General features: G+C 71.0%; 17 protein-coding genes. 6 read left to right on the top strand and 11 right to left on the bottom strand.

The genetic code is table 11. From position 1 onward, the window contains the following. Positions 1 to 23: 23 nt before the first annotated feature. Both ACFQQJ_RS11030 and ACFQQJ_RS11025 read left to right on the top strand, forming a co-directional pair. Complete coding sequence (locus ACFQQJ_RS11030) at positions 24 to 1,688, top strand: fumarate hydratase (protein ID WP_377106454.1); 1,665 nt, start codon at positions 24 to 26, stop codon at positions 1,686 to 1,688. Positions 1,689 to 1,716: 28 nt separating this feature from the next. Further along, entirely contained in the window at positions 1,717 to 3,051 is a 1,335-nt protein-coding gene (locus tag ACFQQJ_RS11025; protein ID WP_377106453.1) for a wax ester/triacylglycerol synthase domain-containing protein, read from the top strand. Here the strand turns inward: ACFQQJ_RS11025 and ACFQQJ_RS11020 are convergent. Further along, positions 3,009 to 3,686: a hypothetical protein gene (locus tag ACFQQJ_RS11020; protein ID WP_377106451.1), complete on the bottom strand. Its 678-nt coding sequence runs from the start codon at positions 3,684 to 3,686 to the stop codon at positions 3,009 to 3,011. The genes ACFQQJ_RS11025 and ACFQQJ_RS11020 overlap by 43 nt on opposite strands. Before the next feature lie 70 nt (positions 3,687 to 3,756). Further along, the gene (locus ACFQQJ_RS11015; RefSeq protein WP_377106449.1) at positions 3,757 to 5,040 is read right to left on the bottom strand and encodes a citrate synthase; all 1,284 of its coding nucleotides are present in this window, start codon (positions 5,038 to 5,040) and stop codon (positions 3,757 to 3,759) included. 185 nt (positions 5,041 to 5,225) lie between these two features. Between ACFQQJ_RS11015 and ACFQQJ_RS11010 the strand changes: the two genes are divergently transcribed. Together ACFQQJ_RS11010 and ACFQQJ_RS11005 are read left to right on the top strand one after the other, a co-directional pair. Beyond that, positions 5,226 to 5,786, top strand: a complete 561-nt coding sequence (locus ACFQQJ_RS11010; RefSeq protein WP_377106447.1) for a YceI family protein — start codon at positions 5,226 to 5,228, stop codon at positions 5,784 to 5,786. Between the two features lie 143 nt (positions 5,787 to 5,929). Then, entirely contained in the window at positions 5,930 to 7,441 is a 1,512-nt protein-coding gene (locus ACFQQJ_RS11005; RefSeq protein WP_377106445.1) for a hypothetical protein, read from the top strand. A gap of 15 nt (positions 7,442 to 7,456) precedes the next feature. On the opposite strand, the gene rocD is transcribed toward ACFQQJ_RS11005, so the two are convergent. Together rocD and ACFQQJ_RS10995 are read right to left on the bottom strand one after the other, a co-directional pair. Continuing rightward, positions 7,457 to 8,707: an ornithine--oxo-acid transaminase gene (rocD, locus tag ACFQQJ_RS11000; RefSeq protein WP_377106443.1), complete on the bottom strand. Its 1,251-nt coding sequence runs from the start codon at positions 8,705 to 8,707 to the stop codon at positions 7,457 to 7,459. A gap of 43 nt (positions 8,708 to 8,750) precedes the next feature. Further along, positions 8,751 to 10,052: a GTPase gene (locus tag ACFQQJ_RS10995; protein WP_377106442.1), complete on the bottom strand. Its 1,302-nt coding sequence runs from the start codon at positions 10,050 to 10,052 to the stop codon at positions 8,751 to 8,753. Between the two features lie 52 nt (positions 10,053 to 10,104). Between ACFQQJ_RS10995 and ACFQQJ_RS10990 the strand changes: the two genes are divergently transcribed. After that, entirely contained in the window at positions 10,105 to 10,602 is a 498-nt protein-coding gene (locus tag ACFQQJ_RS10990; RefSeq protein WP_377106440.1) for a universal stress protein, read from the top strand. 7 nt (positions 10,603 to 10,609) lie between these two features. Here the strand turns inward: ACFQQJ_RS10990 and ACFQQJ_RS10985 are convergent, their stop codons facing one another. The 7 genes from ACFQQJ_RS10985 to ACFQQJ_RS10955 all read right to left on the bottom strand — a co-directional run bounded on the left by ACFQQJ_RS10985 (position 10,610) and on the right by ACFQQJ_RS10955 (position 17,184). Further along, entirely contained in the window at positions 10,610 to 11,239 is a 630-nt protein-coding gene (locus tag ACFQQJ_RS10985; RefSeq protein ID WP_377106439.1) for a prepilin peptidase, read from the bottom strand. A 4-nt stretch (positions 11,240 to 11,243) separates the two neighbouring features. Further along, positions 11,244 to 12,149 carry a type II secretion system F family protein gene (locus ACFQQJ_RS10980; protein ID WP_377106438.1) on the bottom strand — a complete coding sequence of 302 codons (906 nt, stop codon included), beginning with the start codon at positions 12,147 to 12,149 and terminating at the stop codon, positions 11,244 to 11,246. Between the two features lie 13 nt (positions 12,150 to 12,162). Beyond that, complete coding sequence (locus ACFQQJ_RS10975) at positions 12,163 to 13,107, bottom strand: type II secretion system F family protein (protein ID WP_377106436.1); 945 nt, start codon at positions 13,105 to 13,107, stop codon at positions 12,163 to 12,165. Then, entirely contained in the window at positions 13,107 to 14,699 is a 1,593-nt protein-coding gene (locus ACFQQJ_RS10970) for a CpaF family protein (protein ID WP_377106434.1), read from the bottom strand. Before ACFQQJ_RS10970 ends, ACFQQJ_RS10975 begins: the two co-directional genes overlap by 1 nt. After that, positions 14,696 to 15,904, bottom strand: coding sequence for a CpaE family protein (locus tag ACFQQJ_RS10965; RefSeq protein WP_377106432.1), 1,209 nt, complete (start codon positions 15,902 to 15,904; stop codon positions 14,696 to 14,698). Before ACFQQJ_RS10965 ends, ACFQQJ_RS10970 begins: the two co-directional genes overlap by 4 nt. Next, positions 15,901 to 16,599 (bottom strand): Flp pilus assembly protein CpaB, encoded by a 699-nt coding sequence (cpaB, locus tag ACFQQJ_RS10960; protein ID WP_377106430.1) that lies wholly within the window; start codon positions 16,597 to 16,599, stop codon positions 15,901 to 15,903. The genes ACFQQJ_RS10965 and cpaB overlap by 4 nt, the downstream gene beginning before the upstream one ends. A gap of 408 nt (positions 16,600 to 17,007) precedes the next feature. Further along, positions 17,008 to 17,184 carry a Flp family type IVb pilin gene (locus ACFQQJ_RS10955; RefSeq protein WP_377106428.1) on the bottom strand — a complete coding sequence of 59 codons (177 nt, stop codon included), beginning with the start codon at positions 17,182 to 17,184 and terminating at the stop codon, positions 17,008 to 17,010. A 246-nt stretch (positions 17,185 to 17,430) separates the two neighbouring features. On the opposite strand from ACFQQJ_RS10955, the gene ACFQQJ_RS10950 reads away from it, so the two are divergent. Continuing rightward, on the top strand, positions 17,431 to 18,948 hold the full coding sequence (locus tag ACFQQJ_RS10950) for a vWA domain-containing protein (RefSeq protein WP_377106426.1): 1,518 nt from the start codon (positions 17,431 to 17,433) through the stop codon (positions 18,946 to 18,948). Positions 18,949 to 19,195 lie beyond the last annotated feature (247 nt).

Raw genomic sequence — 19,195 nt, 5'->3', positions numbered from 1 at the left:
GGGCGCGAGAGCAAAGGAGTGTCATGGCCGATTTCCGCTACGAGGACATGCTGCCGATCGGGGACGATCCCACCCCGTACCGCCTTCTCACCACCGAGGGCGTGGAGACCGTCGAGGGTCCGGACGGCCGGACGTTCCTGAAGGTCGCGCCGGAGGCGCTGGAGCTGCTCGCTGAGACCGCGATGCACGACATCGCGCACTACCTGCGCCCGGCCCACCTGGCCCAGCTGCGGAAGATCCTGGATGACCCCGAGGCGAGCCCGAACGACAAGTTCGTCGCGCTCGACCTGATGAAGAACGCCAACATCTCCGCCGGCGGCATCCTGCCGATGTGCCAGGACACCGGCACAGCGATCATCATGGGCAAGCGCGGCCAGCAGGTGCTCACCGAGGGTACGGACGAGCGTCCGCTGAGCAAGGGCGTCTTCGACGCCTACACGCGGCTGAACCTGCGCTACTCGCAGAACGCCCCGCTGACGATGTGGGAGGAGAGGAACACCGGCTCCAACCTGCCCGCCCAGATCGAGCTGTACGCCGACACCGCCCCCGGGCACGAGAACACCTACAAGTTCCTGTTCATGGCCAAGGGCGGCGGCTCGGCCAACAAGAGCTACCTGTACCAGGAGACCAAGGCGATCCTGAACCCGGCGTCGATGATGAAGTTCCTCGACGAGAAGATCCGCAGCCTCGGCACCGCAGCCTGCCCGCCGTACCACCTGGCCATCGTCGTCGGCGGCACGTCGGCGGAGTTCGCGCTGAAGACCGCGAAGTACGCCTCGGCGAAGTACCTCGACTCGCTGCCCACCTCGGGCTCGATGAGCGCCCACGGCTTCCGCGACGTGGAGCTGGAGGAGCAGGTGCTCGAGCTGACCCGGCAGATGGGCATCGGCGCCCAGTTCGGCGGCAAGTACTTCTGCCATGACGTCCGCGTCGTCCGGCTGCCGCGCCACGGCGCGTCCCTTCCGGTGGCGATCGCGGTGTCGTGCTCCGCCGACCGGCAGTGCCTGGGCAAGATCACCCCCGACGGCGTGTTCATCGAGCAGCTCGAGACCGAGCCGGCGCACTTCATGCCCGAGACCACCGACGAGCACCTGGAGGGTGGCGACGTCGTCGAGATCGACCTGGGCCGGCCGATGCCCGAGATCCTCGCCGAGCTGAGCAAGTACCCGGTGAAGACCCGGCTGAGCCTGAACGGCACCGTGATCGTGGGACGCGACATCGCGCACGCCAAGATCAAGGAGCGCCTGGACGCCGGCGAGGAGATGCCGCAGTACCTGAAGGACCACCCGGTGTACTACGCCGGGCCGGCCAAGACCCCGGAGGGCTACGCGTCCGGCTCGTTCGGGCCGACCACCGCGGGCCGGATGGACTCCTACGTCGACCAGTTCCAGGCCGCGGGCGGCTCGATGATCATGCTGGCCAAGGGCAACCGCAGCAAGGCCGTCACGGACGCCTGCCAGGCGCACGGGGGGTTCTACCTCGGCTCGATCGGCGGCCCGGCCGCCCGGCTCGCCCAGGACTGCATCACCAGCGTCGAGCTGCTGGAGTACCCCGAGCTCGGCATGGAGGCGATCTGGAAGATCGAGGTGAAGGACTTCCCGGCGTTCATCGTGGTGGACGACAAGGGCAACGACTTCTTCGCCGACGTCAGCAAGCCGACCGTCCTCCACCTCACCCCGCGCGGCTAGCCGCCGGGCCCGCGCCGGGGCGCCACGGATGGCCGCAGCCATCGACCGGCTCAGCGCCGACGACCTCATGTCGCTGGACGGCGACCACGGCACGGTGCCCATGCAGGTCGGCGGCGTCCTGTGGCTGGAGCAGGGGAGGCTGCGCCCGGACGAGCTGCGCGCGCACCTCGCCGCCCGGCTGCCGGCCGCGCCGCGCCTGCGCCAGGTGATGCGCCGCGTGCCGCCCGGCTGCGGGCGCCCGGTGTGGGTGGACGACCCCGGCTTCGACCTGGACGCGCACCTCGCCGTCCGGCCGGCCGCCGGGGACACCGAGGTCGACGACCTCGCCATCGCGCTGCTGACCACCCCGCTGCCGCGGGACCGCCCCCTGTGGGCGGCCACCATGGCGGTCGCCGCGGACGGGTCGGTGCGCGCGTTCGTCCTCGTGGTGCACCACGTTCTCGCGGACGGGCTGGCGGCTCTCGCCGTGCTGGCGGCCCTCGCCGACGGATCGGCGCCGGTCGCCGGGGCGTTCCCCCAGCCGCTCCCCTCGCGCGCGGCCCTGCGGGCAGACAACATCGCCGGGCGCCTCGCCGGCCTCCGCCGCCTTCCGGTCGCCGCGTGGGAACTGGTCATGGCCGTCCGGCTGGTCGTGGGCTCGGGCGCCGTCGCGACGTCATCGCTGAACCGGCCGACAGGGCCACGGCGCAGGCTCGTGACCGTGGAACGCGACCTGGACGCCGTCCGCGCGGCCGCGCACCGGTGCGGCGGGACCGTGAACGATGTCGCGCTGGCCGTGGTGGCCGGAGCCCTGGGCGACGTGCTGCGTGCCCGCGGGGAGGACGTGGCGACGCTGGTGTGCTCGGTGCCCTTCGCCTACCACGCGCCGGGCAGCCCGCGCGGCAACGCCAGCGCGGTCATGCCGCTGGCCGTCCCAGCCGGGGGCAGCGTGCCGGAGCGGGTGGCCGCGACAGCCGCGGTGACGGCGGCGGCCAAGCGCCGTCCCCGGGCGCTGGGCAACGCGATCCTGCGCCCGGCGTTCCGGCTCCTGGTGCGTACGGGGTGGTTCCGCCGCTACATCGACTCCCAGCGCCGGGTGAACACCATCGTCACCAACGTGCGTGGTCCCGTGACGCCGCTGCTGCTGGCCGGCTGCCCGGTCGAGCGGATCGTGCCGCTGACGGTCGCCACGGGCAACCTCACCGTGGCCTTCGCCGTGTTCTCCTACGCCGGCACGCTGTCGATCACCGCGATGGCCGATCCGGAGGCCGTCCCCGACCTCGATCGCCTCGCCGCGGCGCTGGACGCCGGGCTGGCCGCCCTGCTCGGCGCCGGTGGAGATCAGGGCTTCGCCACGACCGTGACGCCGGCCAGCCCGCGGTAGGCCGCGGCCTGGGACGCGGTCAGGCTGACCTTCTTCGTCGCGGTGCGCCTCCAGGCGCCGGCCTTCCAGACCGAGGTCACGATCGTGCCCTTCCAGCGGCTGCCGCTGGCGAACAGCTCGACGTCCTTCACGAACCGCCGGCCGTCCCTGGTGGAGAACCGGTAGCCGAACCGCACCTGGTCGAGGTCGGCGAGGTACCAGTCGTACGTCCCCTTCGCCAGGGAGCGCGGGGCACCCTCGAGCACCAGCGTCCCGGACCTCCAGGTGAGGACGCGGAACATCACGCCGTCCCCGCCCGAGGTGAGCAGCAGCAGTTCGTGGCCCCGGACGCCGTCGAGCCGGGCAGCCCCGTACCAGGGCTCGACGCCCCAGTCGCCGGCGATGGTGGAGTGGACGGTCGCGGAGGCCACCTCGCCGTCGGCGGTCTGCACGGCCACCGAGTAGGACGTCGCCGCCAGCGGCGTGACGGTGACGGTGTCGGCGACCGCGTCACCGTCCACGTCCACCGCGACGGTGCGCACGGCGACGGCGGGCAGCGTGTGCGGGGCCGCTCCGGCGGCCTGCACCGAGGGCACCAGCAGTCCCGCGGCGAGCGCGAGGGCGGCGATGAGAACGGCTGTCCTGATGGGGCGCATCGATCCTCCTGAAGGGCGTCGTCACCCCTTCAGGAGCCGGTCGCGCTGGCGGTGATACCGGCAGCGGCGGTCAGCCGCGGGCGTCGATCTCCCGGTAGTCCCGCTGGACCTCACCGACGTACACCTGTCGCGGCCGGTTGATCTTGGTGGCCGGGTCGGTGTACTGCTCGCGCCAGTGGGCGATCCAGCCGGGGAGCCGGCCGAGCGCGAACAGGACGGTGAACATGTTCTGCGGGAAACCCATCGCCTGGTAGATCAGGCCGGTGTAGAAGTCGACGTTGGGGTAGAGCTTGCGCTCCTGGAAGTACGGGTCGGCCAGCGCGGCCTCCTCCAGGCTCTGCGCGATGTCGAGCAGCTCGTCCTGGCCGGTCAGGGTCTTCAGGATGGCGTCCGCGTGCCGCTTCACGATGGCCGCGCGCGGGTCGTAGTTCTTGTAGATCCGGTGGCCGAAGCCCATCAGCTTGGTGGTGTCCTTCTTGTCCTTCACCTTGTTGATGTAGCTCTTCACGTCGCCGCCCTCGTCCCTGATGCCCTGGAGCATCTCGAGGACGGCCTGGTTGGCGCCGCCGTGGAGCGGCCCGGACAGGGCGCTGACGCCCGCGGCGACCGAGACATAGATGTTCGCGCCCGACGAGCCGACCATGCGGACGGTCGAGGTCGAGCAGTTCTGCTCGTGGTCGGCGTGCAGGATCAGCAGGACGTCGAGTGCGCGGGTGATGGCGTCGTCGAAGGGGTACGGCCCGGTCGGGAGCCCGAACGACATGCGCAGGAAGTTCTCGATGTAGCTCAGCGAGGAGTCGGCGTAGAGGAACGGCTCGCCGACGGAGCTCTTGTAGCCGTAGGCAGCCAGCGTCGGCACGGAGCCGAGCAGCAGGTGGGTCGCGCGGTCGGGGGTGAAGGCGTCCTCGCCGTAGCGGGACGTGGCGAAGGTGGACAGCGCGTTGATGGCCGCGGACAGCACGGGCATCGGGTGCGACTTGCGGGGGAGCGAGCGGAACATCTCCCGCATGCGCTCGTCGACCACGTGGTACTTCGCGATCTTCGCCGAGAAGTCGTCCAGCTGCTGCTGCGTGGGGAGCTCGCCGTGGAGGACGAGGTAGGAGACCTCGAGGAACGTGGAGTGCTCGGCCAGCTGCTCGATGGGGTACCCGCGGTAGCGCAGGATGCCGGCGTCGCCGTCGATGAAGGTGATGGCCGAGCGGCAGGACGCCGTGTTGGCGAAGCCCACGTCGAGGGTGGTGTCGCCCGTCGCGCCCAGCAGCCGGGTGATGTCGTAGCCGTTGTTGCCCTGGGTGGCGGGTGCGAGGGGCAGTTCGAGGCTCACGTCGTCGTGGCTGAAGATCGCGTTGCTCATGCATCCTCCGTCGAAGGGACGCCCGGGCGGGATCCGTCCGGGCGGTGGTGCAGTCACCATACCCCCGCGCCCGCACCGCCGTGGAGGGACGGAGGACGCCCGTGATCCGGGCAGGTAGTTGACATCTCAACCATCTGCGCCTATCGTTTTAGTTGAGACTTCAACAACATCAGGAGGAACCCCCCATGACCACAGCAGTCGCCACCCGCGTCCAGGACATCGCCGGCACCTACACCCTCGACCCGTCCCACTCCCGGATCGGCTTCGTCGCCCGCCACGCGATGATCGCCAAGGTGCGGGGCGCCTTCAACGAGGTGAGCGGCACCGCCACCGTCGACGGCTCGAACCCGGCGGGCTCGACCCTCGAGGTCACCATCCAGGCCGGCAGCATCGACACCCGTGACGCGAACCGGGACGGCCACCTCGCCAGCCCCGACTTCTTCGACGTCGCCACCTACCCGACGATCACCTTCGTCGCCACCGGCTTCGCCGTCGTCGACGACGAGACCGTCGAGGTGACCGGTGACCTGACCATCAAGGGCGTGACCCACGCTGTCACCGTCCCCTTCACGTTCGGTGGCTCGGCCGTCGACCCGTTCGGCAACAGCCGGATCGGCTTCGAGGGCTCCGTCGTCGTCAACCGCAAGGACTGGGGCCTCACCTGGAACGCCGCACTGGAGACCGGCGGCGTGCTGGTGAGCGACAAGGTCACCCTCGAGTTCGAGGTGTCCGCCGTCCGCGCCTGAGCCGGGTCGGAATCGGGGGGCGCCGACCCTCCACCGTGGGCCGCCACCGCTGGACCTCCAGCGTGGCGGCCCACGTCCGTTCCCCTCCCCTGTGGTTTGCTGCACCTGGTGCAGCACGGGTCGGGAGGACGCGGGGTGGACGGGTGAAGGGACGCTGGCGCGCGATACGGCCGTGGGACCGGGTCCTGCTGGTCGGCTTCGTCGCGGCCTTCGCCCTCACCCGCGCGGGCCGGGTCGCCGAGCGCGACCCCTACTGGCAGATCCGAGCCGGCGCGGAGAACCTCGCGGGCGTGCCCCTCGCCCGGCCCGACACCTGGACGTGGTCGGGCGTGCCGGGGGACTGGTATCCGAACTCCCCGCTGTGGAACGTCCTGCTCGCGCTGTCCTACTCCACGGGTGGCTTCTGGGGCTTCTTCGCCTTCATCTCGCTCGTGCTGGTCCTGCTGCTGGCGCTGGTCGTGGCGCTGGGAGGGCGGCTGGGCGCCCGTCCGCTTCCGGGGCTGGTCGCGCTGTTCGCCGTGTTCGCCGGCGCGTTGCCCTACCTCGGCGCCCGCGCGACGCTGGGGGCGCAGGTGCTGCTGCTCGTCGCGGTGTGCGTCGTCGTCGCCCTGGGTGACCGGGCCGACGGGTTGTCCACGACGGCCCTGGTGGCCACCACGACGGCGGCGGCCGGTGTGCTGTCGGTGCTCGGGAACTGGCTGCACCTGTCGTTCCTCGTCCTCGGCCCCGGGCTCGCGGTGGTCTGGGCGGCGGTCTGGGCGCTCACCCCGTGGGTGACGGGCTCGCGTCGCGCCCTCGTCATCGCCGGCGGCGGCGCGGGCTGGGTCCTCGGCCCGCTGCTGTCCCCCTACGGCCTGACCGGAGGGCTGGAGCGCGCCCGGGCCGTGCAGGACGCCAGCCAGGGACTGCTCACCGAGTGGAGCTCGCCCTTCGCCCCGGTCCAGGGCGGCCAGTGGGACGTGATGGCCGTGGCCGCGCTGCTGGTCGCCGTCGCCGCCGTCTGGTGGCTGTACCGGGAGTGGCGCCGGGGCTCCGACATCCGCGTCCTGGCCGCACTGGCGATGATCGGCGTGCCGGCGACGGCGGCCGGCATGGTCGCCCTCAGGTTCCTCGGCATCGGGCCGGTCACCCTCGCCCCGGTCGTGGCCGCCGTGGCCACCCATCTCGTGGACCGGCTCCGTCGTCCGCGTGGCCCGCGACCCGCGCAGGGCCGGCTCGCGGTCGCGCTGCGGGACTACACGGCCGGGCGGTTCTGGCGCGTGGTGCTGACCGTCGTGCTGGCCGTGCTCGCGCCGGTCGCGCTGGTCCTCGCCGCGGAGCACGGCGTGCCCCGCGAGCAGGCGGTGGTGGCCCGGCTTCCCGCGGGCTGCCGGGTCTTCTCCGCGCCGGACATCGGCGGCGTCGTGGTGCTGCTCCGCCCGGACGCCCCCGTCCGGATCGACGGACGGGCGGACTTCTTCGGGCGGGAGTTCCTGCTGGGCAGCATCGCCTTCTACACCGGCGAGGCCGCCGACGTCGTTCCCGACGGAACGGGCTGCGTCCTGCTGGACCCGTCCACACGCCTCACCCGCGGGCTGCGCGCGCGCCTGGAGGCGTCGACGGACTGGCGCCTCGCGGCCACGGAGAACGGCGTCGAGCTGTGGGAGCCGCGGTGAACGCGGCCGCCGGGCTCAGCCGACGGGAGTGAGCCCCAGCTCCGAGGACACCTCCGCCAGCACCTCCGCGAGGGCGTCGACGGCGAGGTCGAGCTCCTCGCGGGTGATCACCAGGGGCGGGGCCATGCGGATCGTCTGGCCGTGGGTGTCCTTGGCGATGATCCCCCGGTCGAGCAGTCGCTCGCAGATCGCCCGTGCCGGGCCGAGTGCGGGATCGACGTCCACCCCGGCCCACAGGCCGATGCCGCGGACCTCGGTGACACCCCGTCCGACCAGGCCGGCCAGGCGCTCGTGCAGGTACGCGCCGAGGTCCCGGGAGCGGGCCTGCATCTCCCCGGTCTCCAGCAGCCGCACGACGGCGAGGCCGACGGCGGCCGCCAGCGGGTTGCCGCCGAAGGTCGAGCCGTGCTGACCCGGACGGAGCAGCCCGAGCACCTCCTCGTCGCCCACCACGGCCGACACAGGGACGACGCCGCCGCCGAGGGCCTTGCCGAGCAGGTACAGGTCGGGCACCACCCCGACCTGCTGGCAGTACAGGGTGCTGCCCGTGCGGCCGAGGCCCGACTGGATCTCGTCGGCGATCATCAGGACGCCGCGCCGCGTGGCGATCTCGCGGACGCCGGGCAGGAACCCCGGCGGCGGGGTGATCACGCCGGCCTCGCCCTGGATGGGCTCGACCAGGATCGCGACCGTGTGCTCGTCGATGGCGGCCTCGATCGCGTCGAGGTCGCCGTAGGGCACCTTCAGGAAGCCCGGCGTGAACGGCCCGTAGCTGCCTGTGGCGTCGTCGTCGTCGGAGAACGAGATGACGCTGATCGTCCGGCCGTGGAAGTTGCCCTCCATCACGATGATGTTCGCCTGGTCCTCCGGCACGCCCTTCACCTCGTAGCCCCACTTGCGGGCGAGCTTGAGGGAGGACTCGACGGCCTCGACGCCGGTGTTCATCGGGAGCACCATCTGCTTGCCGCACAGGGTGGCGAGTGCCTGGATGAACGGCCCGTAGGTGGCCGAGTAGACCGCGCGCGAGGTGATCGCGACCCTGCCGAGCTGCTCGACGGCGACCTTCACCAGGTCGGGGTTGGAGTGGCCGAAGTTCACCGCGGAGTAGGCGGAGAGGAAGTCCAGGTAGCGGTTGCCGTCGACGTCGGTGAGCCAGGCGCCGGACCCGCTCTCCACCACGACCGGCAGGGGGTGGTAGTTGTGGGATCCGTAGGTTTCGATCTGCTCGATCGCCCGCTGCTGCGCAGCGCTGCGCGCCTTCGTCATGCTGTCCTTCCTTGCTAGGCCAGCCATCATACGGCGCGCGGGCTCAGCCCAGCGCCGCCCTCACCAGCCCGGCCAGGCGGTCGGGGTCGTGCGGACGGATGGCGTAGGCGGCCTTCGCCACCGGACGCTCCAGCCCGAGCGTGGCCGCCAGGTCGATCCTCGTCGCGTCGATCACGGCCTCGCTCGGGGTGGCCGCGAGGGTCGCCCGCACGTCCTCGAGGTCGGACGCGCGGTAGCCGGTGACCGGCAGCACAGACTGCGCCTCCGCGTGCCGGGCGTAGACCTCCACCAGGCTCCCGACCGCCTGGGGGCGCGGGCTGATGATGCCGGACGCGCCGGCCTGGTGGGCGGCGGCGACCCCGGCGCCGGGGCGCAGCGGGCCGAGGTCGAGGGTGAGCTCGTCCTCCACCACGACGACCGTGCACCCGGCGATCCGTTCCGCCCCCTCCACCACCACCGGCGAGTCGGCCCGCAGCACGGCCGCGGACGGGTTCATGCGTCGGACGGCGTCCTCGACCTGGGCGACCTGGCCCGGTCCGGCGGCGTCGCACTTGCTGATCAGCACCACGTCGGCCATGCGCAGCCCGACCTCGCCGGGGAAGTCGTCGGGGGAGTCGGGCACCCGCAGGGGGTCGGTGATGAGGACGTGCAGGCTGGGACGAAGGAACGGCAGGTCACTGCCCGCGCTGTCCCACACGATCACGTCGGCGAACTCCTCCGCGACCGAGAGGATGGCCTGGTAGTCGAGCCCGGAGACCACGTCGATGCCGGGCAGGGCGTCGAACGGCTCGCGCTGCGGTTCCCCGCAGGCGTCCACCTCGTGGCCGTCGTCACGGACGAAGGTGTGCTGGTGGTCGGTCCCGAACCGCTGGGCGCGCCAGGGGTGGCGCACCACGGCGACGCGGTGCCCCCAGGAGCGCAGCATCTCGGCGAGGTAGCGGACGGTGGGCGACTTGCCCGCACCCGACCGCGCCGAGGTCACGGCGATCACCGGCAGGCTGGCGGCGAGCATCGACCGCCGGGGGTTCGCGAGATGGAAGTCGGTGCCCCCGGCCAGCACGCGCGCGGCGAGGCCGGCCACCTCCGCGCAGCCCAGTTCGGAGTAGGCGAAGACCACCTCGTCGACGCCGTGCTCCCGGATCGTGGCCTCCAGTTCCGCCTCCGCGACGATCGGCACGCCGTCGGGGTAGAGCGGGCCGGCCAGGCAGGCGGGGTAGGTCCCGCGTTCGCCCGCGGAGAGCTCGGCAGAGGTGAAGGCGACCACGCGATGGGCGGGGTCCTGGCGGTAGATCGTGTTGAAGACGTGGAAATCGCGGCCGGCGGTACCGACGATCAGGATCCTCATGGCGGCTCCCTCCTGTCCCCATTGTTGCCCACCGCCGCACTAGAGTCAGCCCATGGAACACGCTCCGGTCGTGGTCGGCTTCGATGGCTCCGACTTCTCTCGCGAAGCCCTGCGCAAGGGCCTGTGGCTGGCGTCCAGGATCGGCGGCCCCGTGGTGGTGGTGCGCGCGTGGACGATCAGCAACGCGCCCCGTCCGAAGACCTGGGCCCCGGGCTACGTCCCGCCGGTGGACGACTTCGCAGAGGCCGTCCTCGAGCAGCTCAAGGCACAGACCGCTCCGGTCGTGGCCGAGTACCCCGATGTGCCGGTCACCTACTCCGCACCGCACGGCGCCGCCGGACGGGAACTCATCCGGGCGTCTGAGGGCGCGCAGGTCGTGGTCGTGGGCACCCGCGGGCTTGGCGGCTTCTCCGGCCTGCTGCTGGGCTCGGTCAGCGACCAGGTCGTCGAGCACGCCCACTGCGACGTGCTCGTGACGCGCCGCCGCAGCGGCGACCAGGCACCGCCGCGCAGCCTGCCGCTGGACCAGGTCATCGCCCCGGACGCCTGACCGCCGCCTACCAGGTGAGCAGGGACGCGGCCCAGAACACCCCGAGCACCGCGCCGAGGACCATGAACGGGCCGAACGCCAGGGAGCCCTTCCAGTCGCGCTTGCGGGCGGCCAGCAGCACCATGCCCGCCACGGCGAAGGTGGCCCACGCCGCGCCGAAGCCGAGCAGCACGGCACCCCAGCCGAACCAGCCGCCGAACCCGCCCACGACGGCCGCGAACTTCACGTCGCCGAAGCCGAGGTCGGGCGAGAACACCATCATCACGAAGTAGAGCGCGAACAGGGCGAGCGCGGCCATCCCGGCGCGGGCCAGCGACCCCCACGCCCCGGTCGACCAGGCGGCCAGGGTGAGCATCACGGCCGTGAGACCGATCAGCGGCAGCACGATCCGGTCGGGCAGCCGCTCCTCGGCGAGGTCGATCACCGTGAGCAGGCCGGACGCCACCGCGAGTACGACGAACGCCGCCGTCTCCGCCGGGCTGGGAGCCAGGCCGGCGAGGGCGCCGAGCCCGGTCGCGACCACGACGTGCCACCAGGCGTGCAGGATCGGGGCGTCGGCGGTCGCGCACCGGCGCATGAACGGCGTCAGCGCCCACGCGGCCAGGCCGGCGACCACCGCCGCGGCGAGGACGAGCACCCGCTCAGCCCAGCCCGGAGAAGGCGTGGATGATGCCCAGCACGCCGGGCCCCATCACGACGATGAACATGGCCGGCATGATGAACAGGATCAGCGGGAAGACCACCTTGACCGGGATCTCCATGGCCTTGCGTTCGGCGTACTGGCGCCGTTCCAGGCGGAGTTCGTCCGCCTGGGTCTGGAGCACGTCGGACAGCGCGATGCCGTAGGCCTCCGCCTGGATGATCGAGCGGACGAAGCGCCGCAGGGTCTCCACCCCGGTGCGCTCGGCGAGGTCCTCGTAGGCCGCCCGCCGGGTCTGCCCGACCTGGATGTCCTGCAGTGTGCGGACCAGCTCGTTGGCCAGTTCGCCGCGACCGTTCTTGGCCACCCGGATCATGGCCGCGTCGAAGCCGAGGCCGGCGTTGACCGCGATGCTCATCTGGTCGAGGGTGTCGGGGAGCTGCCGGGTGATCGCCTTCTTGCGGTCCTCGCCGACGCTCTGGAGGCGCACCATCGGGAAGAAGAAGCCGAGGAGCGCGACGCCGATGCCGACGACGATCCCCAGCGGAGGCAGGACCAGCCGGGAGACCATGACGCCGAGGACGCTGCCGGCCAGCCCGAGCAGGGCCATCGTCGACAGGATCCGGTCGGGGGTGTTGTTCTCCGGGCGTCCCGCGCCCGCCCACAGCTTGGTGATGGACCGAACCAGGGGCACCGGGACCACGCGGCGCATGGCGTCCGCGAGACCGGGACGCTTGCGCTGCCCGTTCGGGGCGACCGCCACGACCTCCTTCGGCTTGTCCAGGTTGCGCCTGAGGTTGGTCAGGGTCTGCCGCCGGACGGCGGTGGCCCCGCCGAAGGCGAACCACAGCAGGATCCCCAGCCCGAGGGTGAACGCGGCGATGGCTGCGTAGGCGACCGGTTGCATGACGTGACTCCCCTCAGTACTTCAGGTTGATGATCTTGGTCAGCCAGAAGCCGCCGATGGCCAGCATGACGAAGCCCGCCCCGATCATCATCCAGCCGAGCGGTTCTGCGAACAGCTTCATGATGTAGTTGGGGTTCAGGAAGAACAGGAACAGGGCCACCACGAACGGCAGCAGCATCAGGATGATCGCCGACAGCTTGCCGTCCGCGGCGAGCGAGGCCACCTGGCGCTTCATCTGGACCCGCTGCCGGATCGTCTCGCTGACCGAGTCGAGGACGTCGGCGAGGTTGCCGCCGACCTCACGGTTGATGCCGATGGCCTGGGTGATCCAGTAGAAGTCCTCGTTGCGCATCCGGGCCGCGACGTCGTCCAGCGACTCGATCATCGACCGGCCCACGCGGGTCTCGTTGGTGACCCGCGCGAACTCCTGGGCCACCGGCTGCCCGGCCTCCTGGGAGATCGTCGCCACGGCCTGCGGGAGGCTGTAGCCGGCGCGGAGGCTGCCGGCCATCATCTGCAGGATCTCGTCCAGCTGGCCGGCGAAGGCGCGGCGGCGGCGGTCGGCGAGCACCGACAGCATCATCCGCCCGACCATCGGGCACATCAGGGCCAGCAGCACGCCGATCACGGCCTGGCCGAGCACGAGGCCCAGCGCGAAGCAGGCCAGGGCCGCTGCCCCGACGATCACGATCAGGTCCTTGGCCGGCGTGGTCACGCCGGCCTCGTCGAGGATCGCGTCCAGCGAGCCGCTGCGGCCGCGCATGAACTTCTCCACCGTCCCGGTGGCCGCGTCCGCCATCCGCTGGATGCCGGAGCCCTGCTGGGCGCTGCCGGGACGCCGTCGCGACATCGGCAGGCGGTTGCTCGGCAGCGTCACCAGCACGACCGTGGTCAGGCCGGAGATGGCGAGCAGAGCCCAGCCGAGGGTCAGCGCGGTCTGCGAGGCGAGGAACTCCATCAGCGGTGCCCCCCGCTCCAGAGCTGGCCGTTGCCGAACACGCCGGGAGAGAGTCGGATGCCGAGGTCGTCGAACTTCTGCGTGAAGCCCGGGCGGACGCCGGTGGGCCGGATGGTCCCGAGGAAACGGCCGTCCGGCGCGACGCCGGCGGAGTAGTCGAACTCGAACACGTCCTGCATGGTGATGGTCTGGCCCTCCATGCCGTGCACCTCTGTGACGGAGGTGACGCGGCGGGTGCCGTCACGCAGGCGGGTGAGCTGCACGATCACGTCGATGGCGCTGGTCACCTGCTCGCGGATGGCCCGCAGGGGCAGGTCCATGCCGGCCATCAGCACCAGCGTCTCCAGGCGCGCGAGCGCGTCGCGGGCGCTGTTGGCGTGGATCGTCGACAGCGAGCCGTCGTGGCCGGTGTTCATGGCCTGGAGCATGTCCAGGGCCTCGCCGCCACGACACTCGCCGACGATGATGCGGTCGGGGCGCATACGCAGCGAGTTCTTGACCAGGTCGCGGATCGTGACCTCGCCCTTACCCTCCACGTTGGGCGGACGGGACTCCAGCCGCACCACGTGGTCCTGCTGGAGCTGGAGCTCGACGGCGTCCTCGATCGAGACGATGCGCTCGTCGTTGGGGATGAAGCTGGACAGCACGTTCAGCAGGGTCGTCTTGCCGGTGCCGGTACCGCCGGAGACGATGATGTTCAGCCGGGCGACGACGCAGGCGTTGAGCAGTTCGGCGATCTCGGGCGTGAGCGAGTGCTTCTCGATCAGGTCCGGGACGGTCAGCGCGTCCTTGGAGAACTTCCGGATGGTCAGCGTCGAGCCGCTCACCGCCAGGGGCGGGATGATCGCGTTCACGCGTGAGCCGTCCTCCAGGCGGGCGTCCACCAGGGGCGAGGACTCGTCGATGCGGCGGCCGACCTTGGTGACGATCCGCTCGATGACCCGCCGCAGGTGCGGCTCGTCCTTGAAGCGCACCTGGCTGAGCGTCAGCCGTCCGGCGCGTTCGATGTAGACCTTGTACGGGCCGTTGACCATGACCTCGGTGACGCCCTTGTCGTCGATCAGCGGCTGGAGCGGACCCAGGCCGAGGACGTCGTCATGCACCTCGCGGATCAGCCGCTGCCGCTCGCGGGCGGTCAGCGGAAGCTTGCCGCCCTCGATGATGCCGTTGAGTTCCTGCTGCACGAGGCTCTGCAGGGCCGACTCGTCCAGGTTGGGGTCGTTGAGGCGGTTGCCCATGCGCTCGAACAGCTGCTCGACCGCGTCCTCCTTGATCCGCGCCAGCGCGTCGTGGGTCTCCACGACGATCGGCTGGCTCGGCGCGCGGGCGGCGAGTCGGTGCTCGTCCGTGCCGTTGGCGGGCGTGGGCGACCAGGTGACCGCCGGCGTCGCGGTGGCGGGAGCGGCCGCCGACTCCGGGACGGGGAGCCACGGTGCGGGCGGCGCGTTGTCCTGCGCCGGGGCGGCGGGGACGGGGGCGCCGCCGGTCTCGAACGCCCGGGCGGGCGTGGAGACCGTCCGCGGGGCGCCGGGGTCCCGCGGGATGCCGCGCTCGCCCTTCTGGGCGGCGAGGACGCGTTCTGCGAGGTTCACTGCTGCGCCTCCTTCCGGTGACCGAAGTCGAGGAACCGGCGACCCTTGTTGCCGGCCTTCTCGTGGTTGTCGATGGAGTCCACCAGGGCACGCAGCTGCTTGGCGACGGGATCCCTGCTGCCACTCTGGAGCAGCGGGATGCCCTGGTTCACCGAGATGGGCACCGAGTTGGACTGCGGGATCTGGAAGTCGACCTTGCGGGCGATGGACGCCTCGACGTCCGCCACGGAGATGCCACGGCTGGGGTGCATGAAGTTCAGGACCACCGACCGCGACTCCAGCAACAGCCCGATGTCGCGCAGCGTGTCGAGTTCCTTGCGGAGCCCGCGGACACCGGGGACGTCGAGGCTGGTGACCAGCACGAGGATGTCGGTCTGGTCGAGCACGGCCAGCGTGTGCTCGCTGAGGCCGGGGGCGGTGTCGACGACCACGTACTTGAACTGCGTGGCGAGGGTGTCGAGCAGGTTCGTGATGTCCCTGCTGGTCACGGTGTCCGCCGCGGCGGGCGACTCCGAGCCGGGCACGACGTACAGGCCGGTCTGGTGCAGGTACAGGTAGGTCTTCAGCGCGAGCGCGTCCTGGGCCGCCGGCCCGTGCGCCATGTCGGGGAGGGTGAACTCCGCGGTGATGTTGAGCCCGCTGGCCACGTCGCCGAAGTGCACGTCGAGGTCGACGAGCACGGTCGACTGCGGCAGGCGTTGCGCGAGGCCCACAGCGAGGTTGGTGGACACGGTGGTCTTGCCCACGCCACCTTTGGGCGAAGCCACCGTGACCACCTTCCCCCGCTGGGCAGCGGCACCCGGCACACCTGTAGCCGGTTGCTGCGCCACACGCGGCCCGGAGTGGGTGGCGGCCCGCTCCAAGGCGCTCTTCATCTCCTCGACAGGGCTGGTCGGCGCGACGATGTCGCGCACGCCGGCCCGCATGGCGTCGAGGCTCACCTGCGTGGGCTGGTCGCTGACCAGCACAGAGGCGATGCTGAAGTTCCGGTCGAGATCCACCGCGAGCGCGAGTGCTGCCACGACCTGGTCGGCCGGGTCGAGCACCGCGACGGCGGGGAGGGGCGCACCCTGCAGGTGCGCCAGAAGGACCTGGACGTTGTCCGGGAACTGCTCGGGTGCGATCGCGTAGCCGTCAGGACCCCATGCCTGTTGCACCAGGCCCACCACCTGGGGGTTGCGGCTGATGACGAGGACGGGGCTCACTTCAGCACGGTCTTCCCGGTCACGATCATGGTGCCCTGCCCGCCGTCCTTGGGCTCCAGGGCCAGCCAGACGTGCTCGTGCTCTGCGGCGAAGACCACGCGGGTGGCGTCCTCGGGCGGGAGGGCGACGGTGACGATCTGGTTGCCCGACGGCACGGCGCCGTCGTCGCCGGCGGTCGCTCCCTGGACCTTCACCACGAGGACGTCGCGGAGGGCGAGGCCGGTGACCGGCTTGCCGGACGTGTCGTCGCCGGAGACGAACACGGCGATCTTGTCCCCGGGCAGCACGGTGGCGCCGACCGAGCGCGGGGCGTCCAGCGGGATGCTGACCAGCTGCATGTTGGTGGGCACCTGGACGTCGCCGTTGGCGGTGGTGTCCGCGGCCACGAACCGCTGGGGAAGGACCTGCTCGCCGGGCTGGATGTCCGAGGCGGCGACGAGGGTGGTGATCGAGGAGATGTCGGTCAGCGCGCCCGGGACCACGGCCACCTGGGGCAGCTTCTTCAGCTCGACGTACGGGGCGATGCCGCTGCCGCTGGTGCCGGCCGGGATGACCTTGGTGACGACCAGGACGCTCGTCGGCGCCATGTTCGACATGGCGCGGGCCTCCGCGGTGTTGACGTAGCTGTACAGCAGGACCGCGCCGATGCCGGCGAGGAGGACCGCGGCGACCGCGGCGATGATTCGGCGTTGCATTGGGACCGCCTAGGACTCGAGTGGATGGCAATGTTCAGCAGCGGTGCTGCCGGGTGGCGCTCGCCCTCCTGCCGCCAGCAGGTTCGGCGAGTATTGGTTCCTTGAGCCGGGTCCTTGGCAGGCTACCCGGGGTGGGGCAGAGCATTTTGTCATCCGAACGGGTGACAAAAGAACAGCTGTGTAACTCGTGTGTTGTCCTCCGTGAGGGGGACATCGAACCCCGGGTGACATTTGTCCTCCACCCGGGTGACATTTGTCCTCCCTGCGGGTGACTGTATTTAGTTGTCAATGATTTTTCTGCAGGAACCGGCGGCACGGAATGGTTCCGTCAGGTGTTGCCGCCGGCCCCTACACGAGCGAGGCGCCCCGGGCGCGGCCCGGGGCGCCTCGCTACAGGCTGGTGGTCGATCAGATGGCGTCCGCGACACCGCTGAACATGGTGGTCAGGTTGGTGCCGAGCGTAGCCACGATGGTGATGATGACGGCGGCGATGAGCGCGACCATGATGCCGTACTCAACGGCGGTGGCGCCCCGCTCCTTCTTGGCGACGATGGAGCCGACGATCTTTGCGGGCAGGTTCTTCATGAGAGACCCCTTTCAGGTGTGTGGGATAGGTTTCCGCCTGTGACCCCGGAAAACCATCCCCCCCTGGGTCACTTCGAGAAGAATGATTACACCGGCCCGGTGGGCTTGTCAAAAGGTTTGGTCGAAGAAGTCTCAAGTTCGTATTAAAGTAGTGCAACAACGTCTGTTCGGGTCCCCCGAAAGAGGACATCTATGCATATGTTTTCCCAGTCCCGGTCACCCGGAAGAGGACATAAGAGGGGCAGGATGCACAACTGGTCGAGGGTGGTCGCCGCTGTCGTGGGCATTGCCGGGGCGGCCCTGCTGGCGTCCCTGCCGGCCTCCGCAGCCCCCGCGACGGGCGTCGAGGACGTCATCGCGGCGCTCGGGCTCGACGTGACGTCCGAGGCCGCCGACTACGTGGTGATGGTCGACACCTCCGGATCGATGAACGCCGGCGGACGGTACGACAGCGTGCGCCGCGAGCTCGGCAAGCTCGTCGACAGCCTCGACTCCGACGACCGCGTCTCCCTGCTCACCTTCGACACGAAGGCGAAGAGCCGTTTCCGCGGCCTCGTCGGCGCGAACCGGTCCGCGGTGCTGGCCGGCCTGCCGGCCAAAGCCAAGGGGAAGCACACCGACCTCGGTACGGCGATCGCGTCGGGGCTCACCGAACTCGAGCGCGCCGACACCCGGCGGCTGGCCGCACTGATCCTGATCACCGACGGCGTCCTCGATGCGCCGGGTTCGGACTACGAGTCGGTGAAGTCGCCGGCGTGGAAGTCGCTGCGGACCCGGGCCGCCGGCCTGTCCGCGGAGCACCAGGTGGCTGCCTACGCCGTCTCGCTGCAGGCCAGCACCGATGCCGGTCTGCTCAAGAAGGTCTTCCCGGACGCCCGCGAGGTGTCGGCCTCCCAGGTGGGCGAGCGGTTCTCCCACGTCGGTGAGGACCTCGTCCTGCTGCGCGCGGCGGAGATCCTCAACCACGAGGTCTCCCAGCCCCTCACCGTCTCCTGGGCCGGAGACCTGGGCGCCGCGCTGGCGAAGGGGACGCCGGTGGACGTGCAGCTGACCATCAGCTCCGTGTACCCGCACGTCCCGGTGACCCTGTCCGAGCTCGCTCCCCGGCCGACGCCCGGCCTCCAGGTGGAGCTGTCGGGCCTGCCGGACTCCGTGGAGCTCGCGCCGGGTGGCACCACCACCCTGACCGCCACGGCGCGGGTGACGGGGACGGGCGGGGGCGACGCCGCCGTCGGATTGTCGGCGAAGATCGGTTCCCCGTGGCTCTCGGTCATGGAGGGCGATCTGGGCATGACCTTCGCGCCAGAACTCAGCGGCACCGCGCCGGTGCCCGCAGCACCCATCGAGCTCCCGCCCACCCTGGTGCCGGTGGCGGGCGGCATCGTCGGCCTCCTCGCCGGCGTCGTACTCGTGCTGCTGATCGCACGGATGCTGACGACGCCGGTGATGAGTGGGCTGCTGACCTTCCGTAGGGACGGCCGCGACGTGGCCGAGATCGTGCTGAAGGGGCGTCGGATGAAGCTGGTCGCCCCGACCGCGGCGATCGATCTCACCGGCCTGCGTGGCTCGGCTCGCGGTGCCCGGGGGGCCTCTGCGCAGGAGGGAGCCGTTCGGGTGGACGTGAAGCTGGGCGAAACCACCGCGCGCGGCCTGGTGCACGACGGGGGATCGGTGCCCTTCGGAGACCTGGAGCTGCGCTACACCAGCGGACGCCGGCGCATTCTCGACAAGATCGGGCTGCCGCGTCCCGACGCGGAGGGCTAATCGACGCACTTTGTCCCCCGACCGGGTGACAAATGCGTCGCAGCGTGTTACCCGAACGGGTGACACGATAATTGGTCCAATGTCGCCCGTACGGGTGACACCGCCGTTTTGCGCGGCCCGAAAAGGACGCTTCGGCTAGGAATTGTTGACGTAGCCCGGAGGGGTGACCCTCCCGGCGGCCCCGCGCGGCCGCCTTTCGCCACAAGTACCGCTGACTAGGTCTTATGTTCGGATCATCGCGCGACAC

The organism is Propionicimonas sp. T2.31MG-18, from assembly GCF_964266745.1.
Taxonomy (GTDB): domain Bacteria; phylum Actinomycetota; class Actinomycetes; order Propionibacteriales; family Propionibacteriaceae; genus Propionicimonas.
Note: the sequence above shows the minus strand (reverse complement) of the source record. Positions and strands in the feature narration are given on the sequence as shown.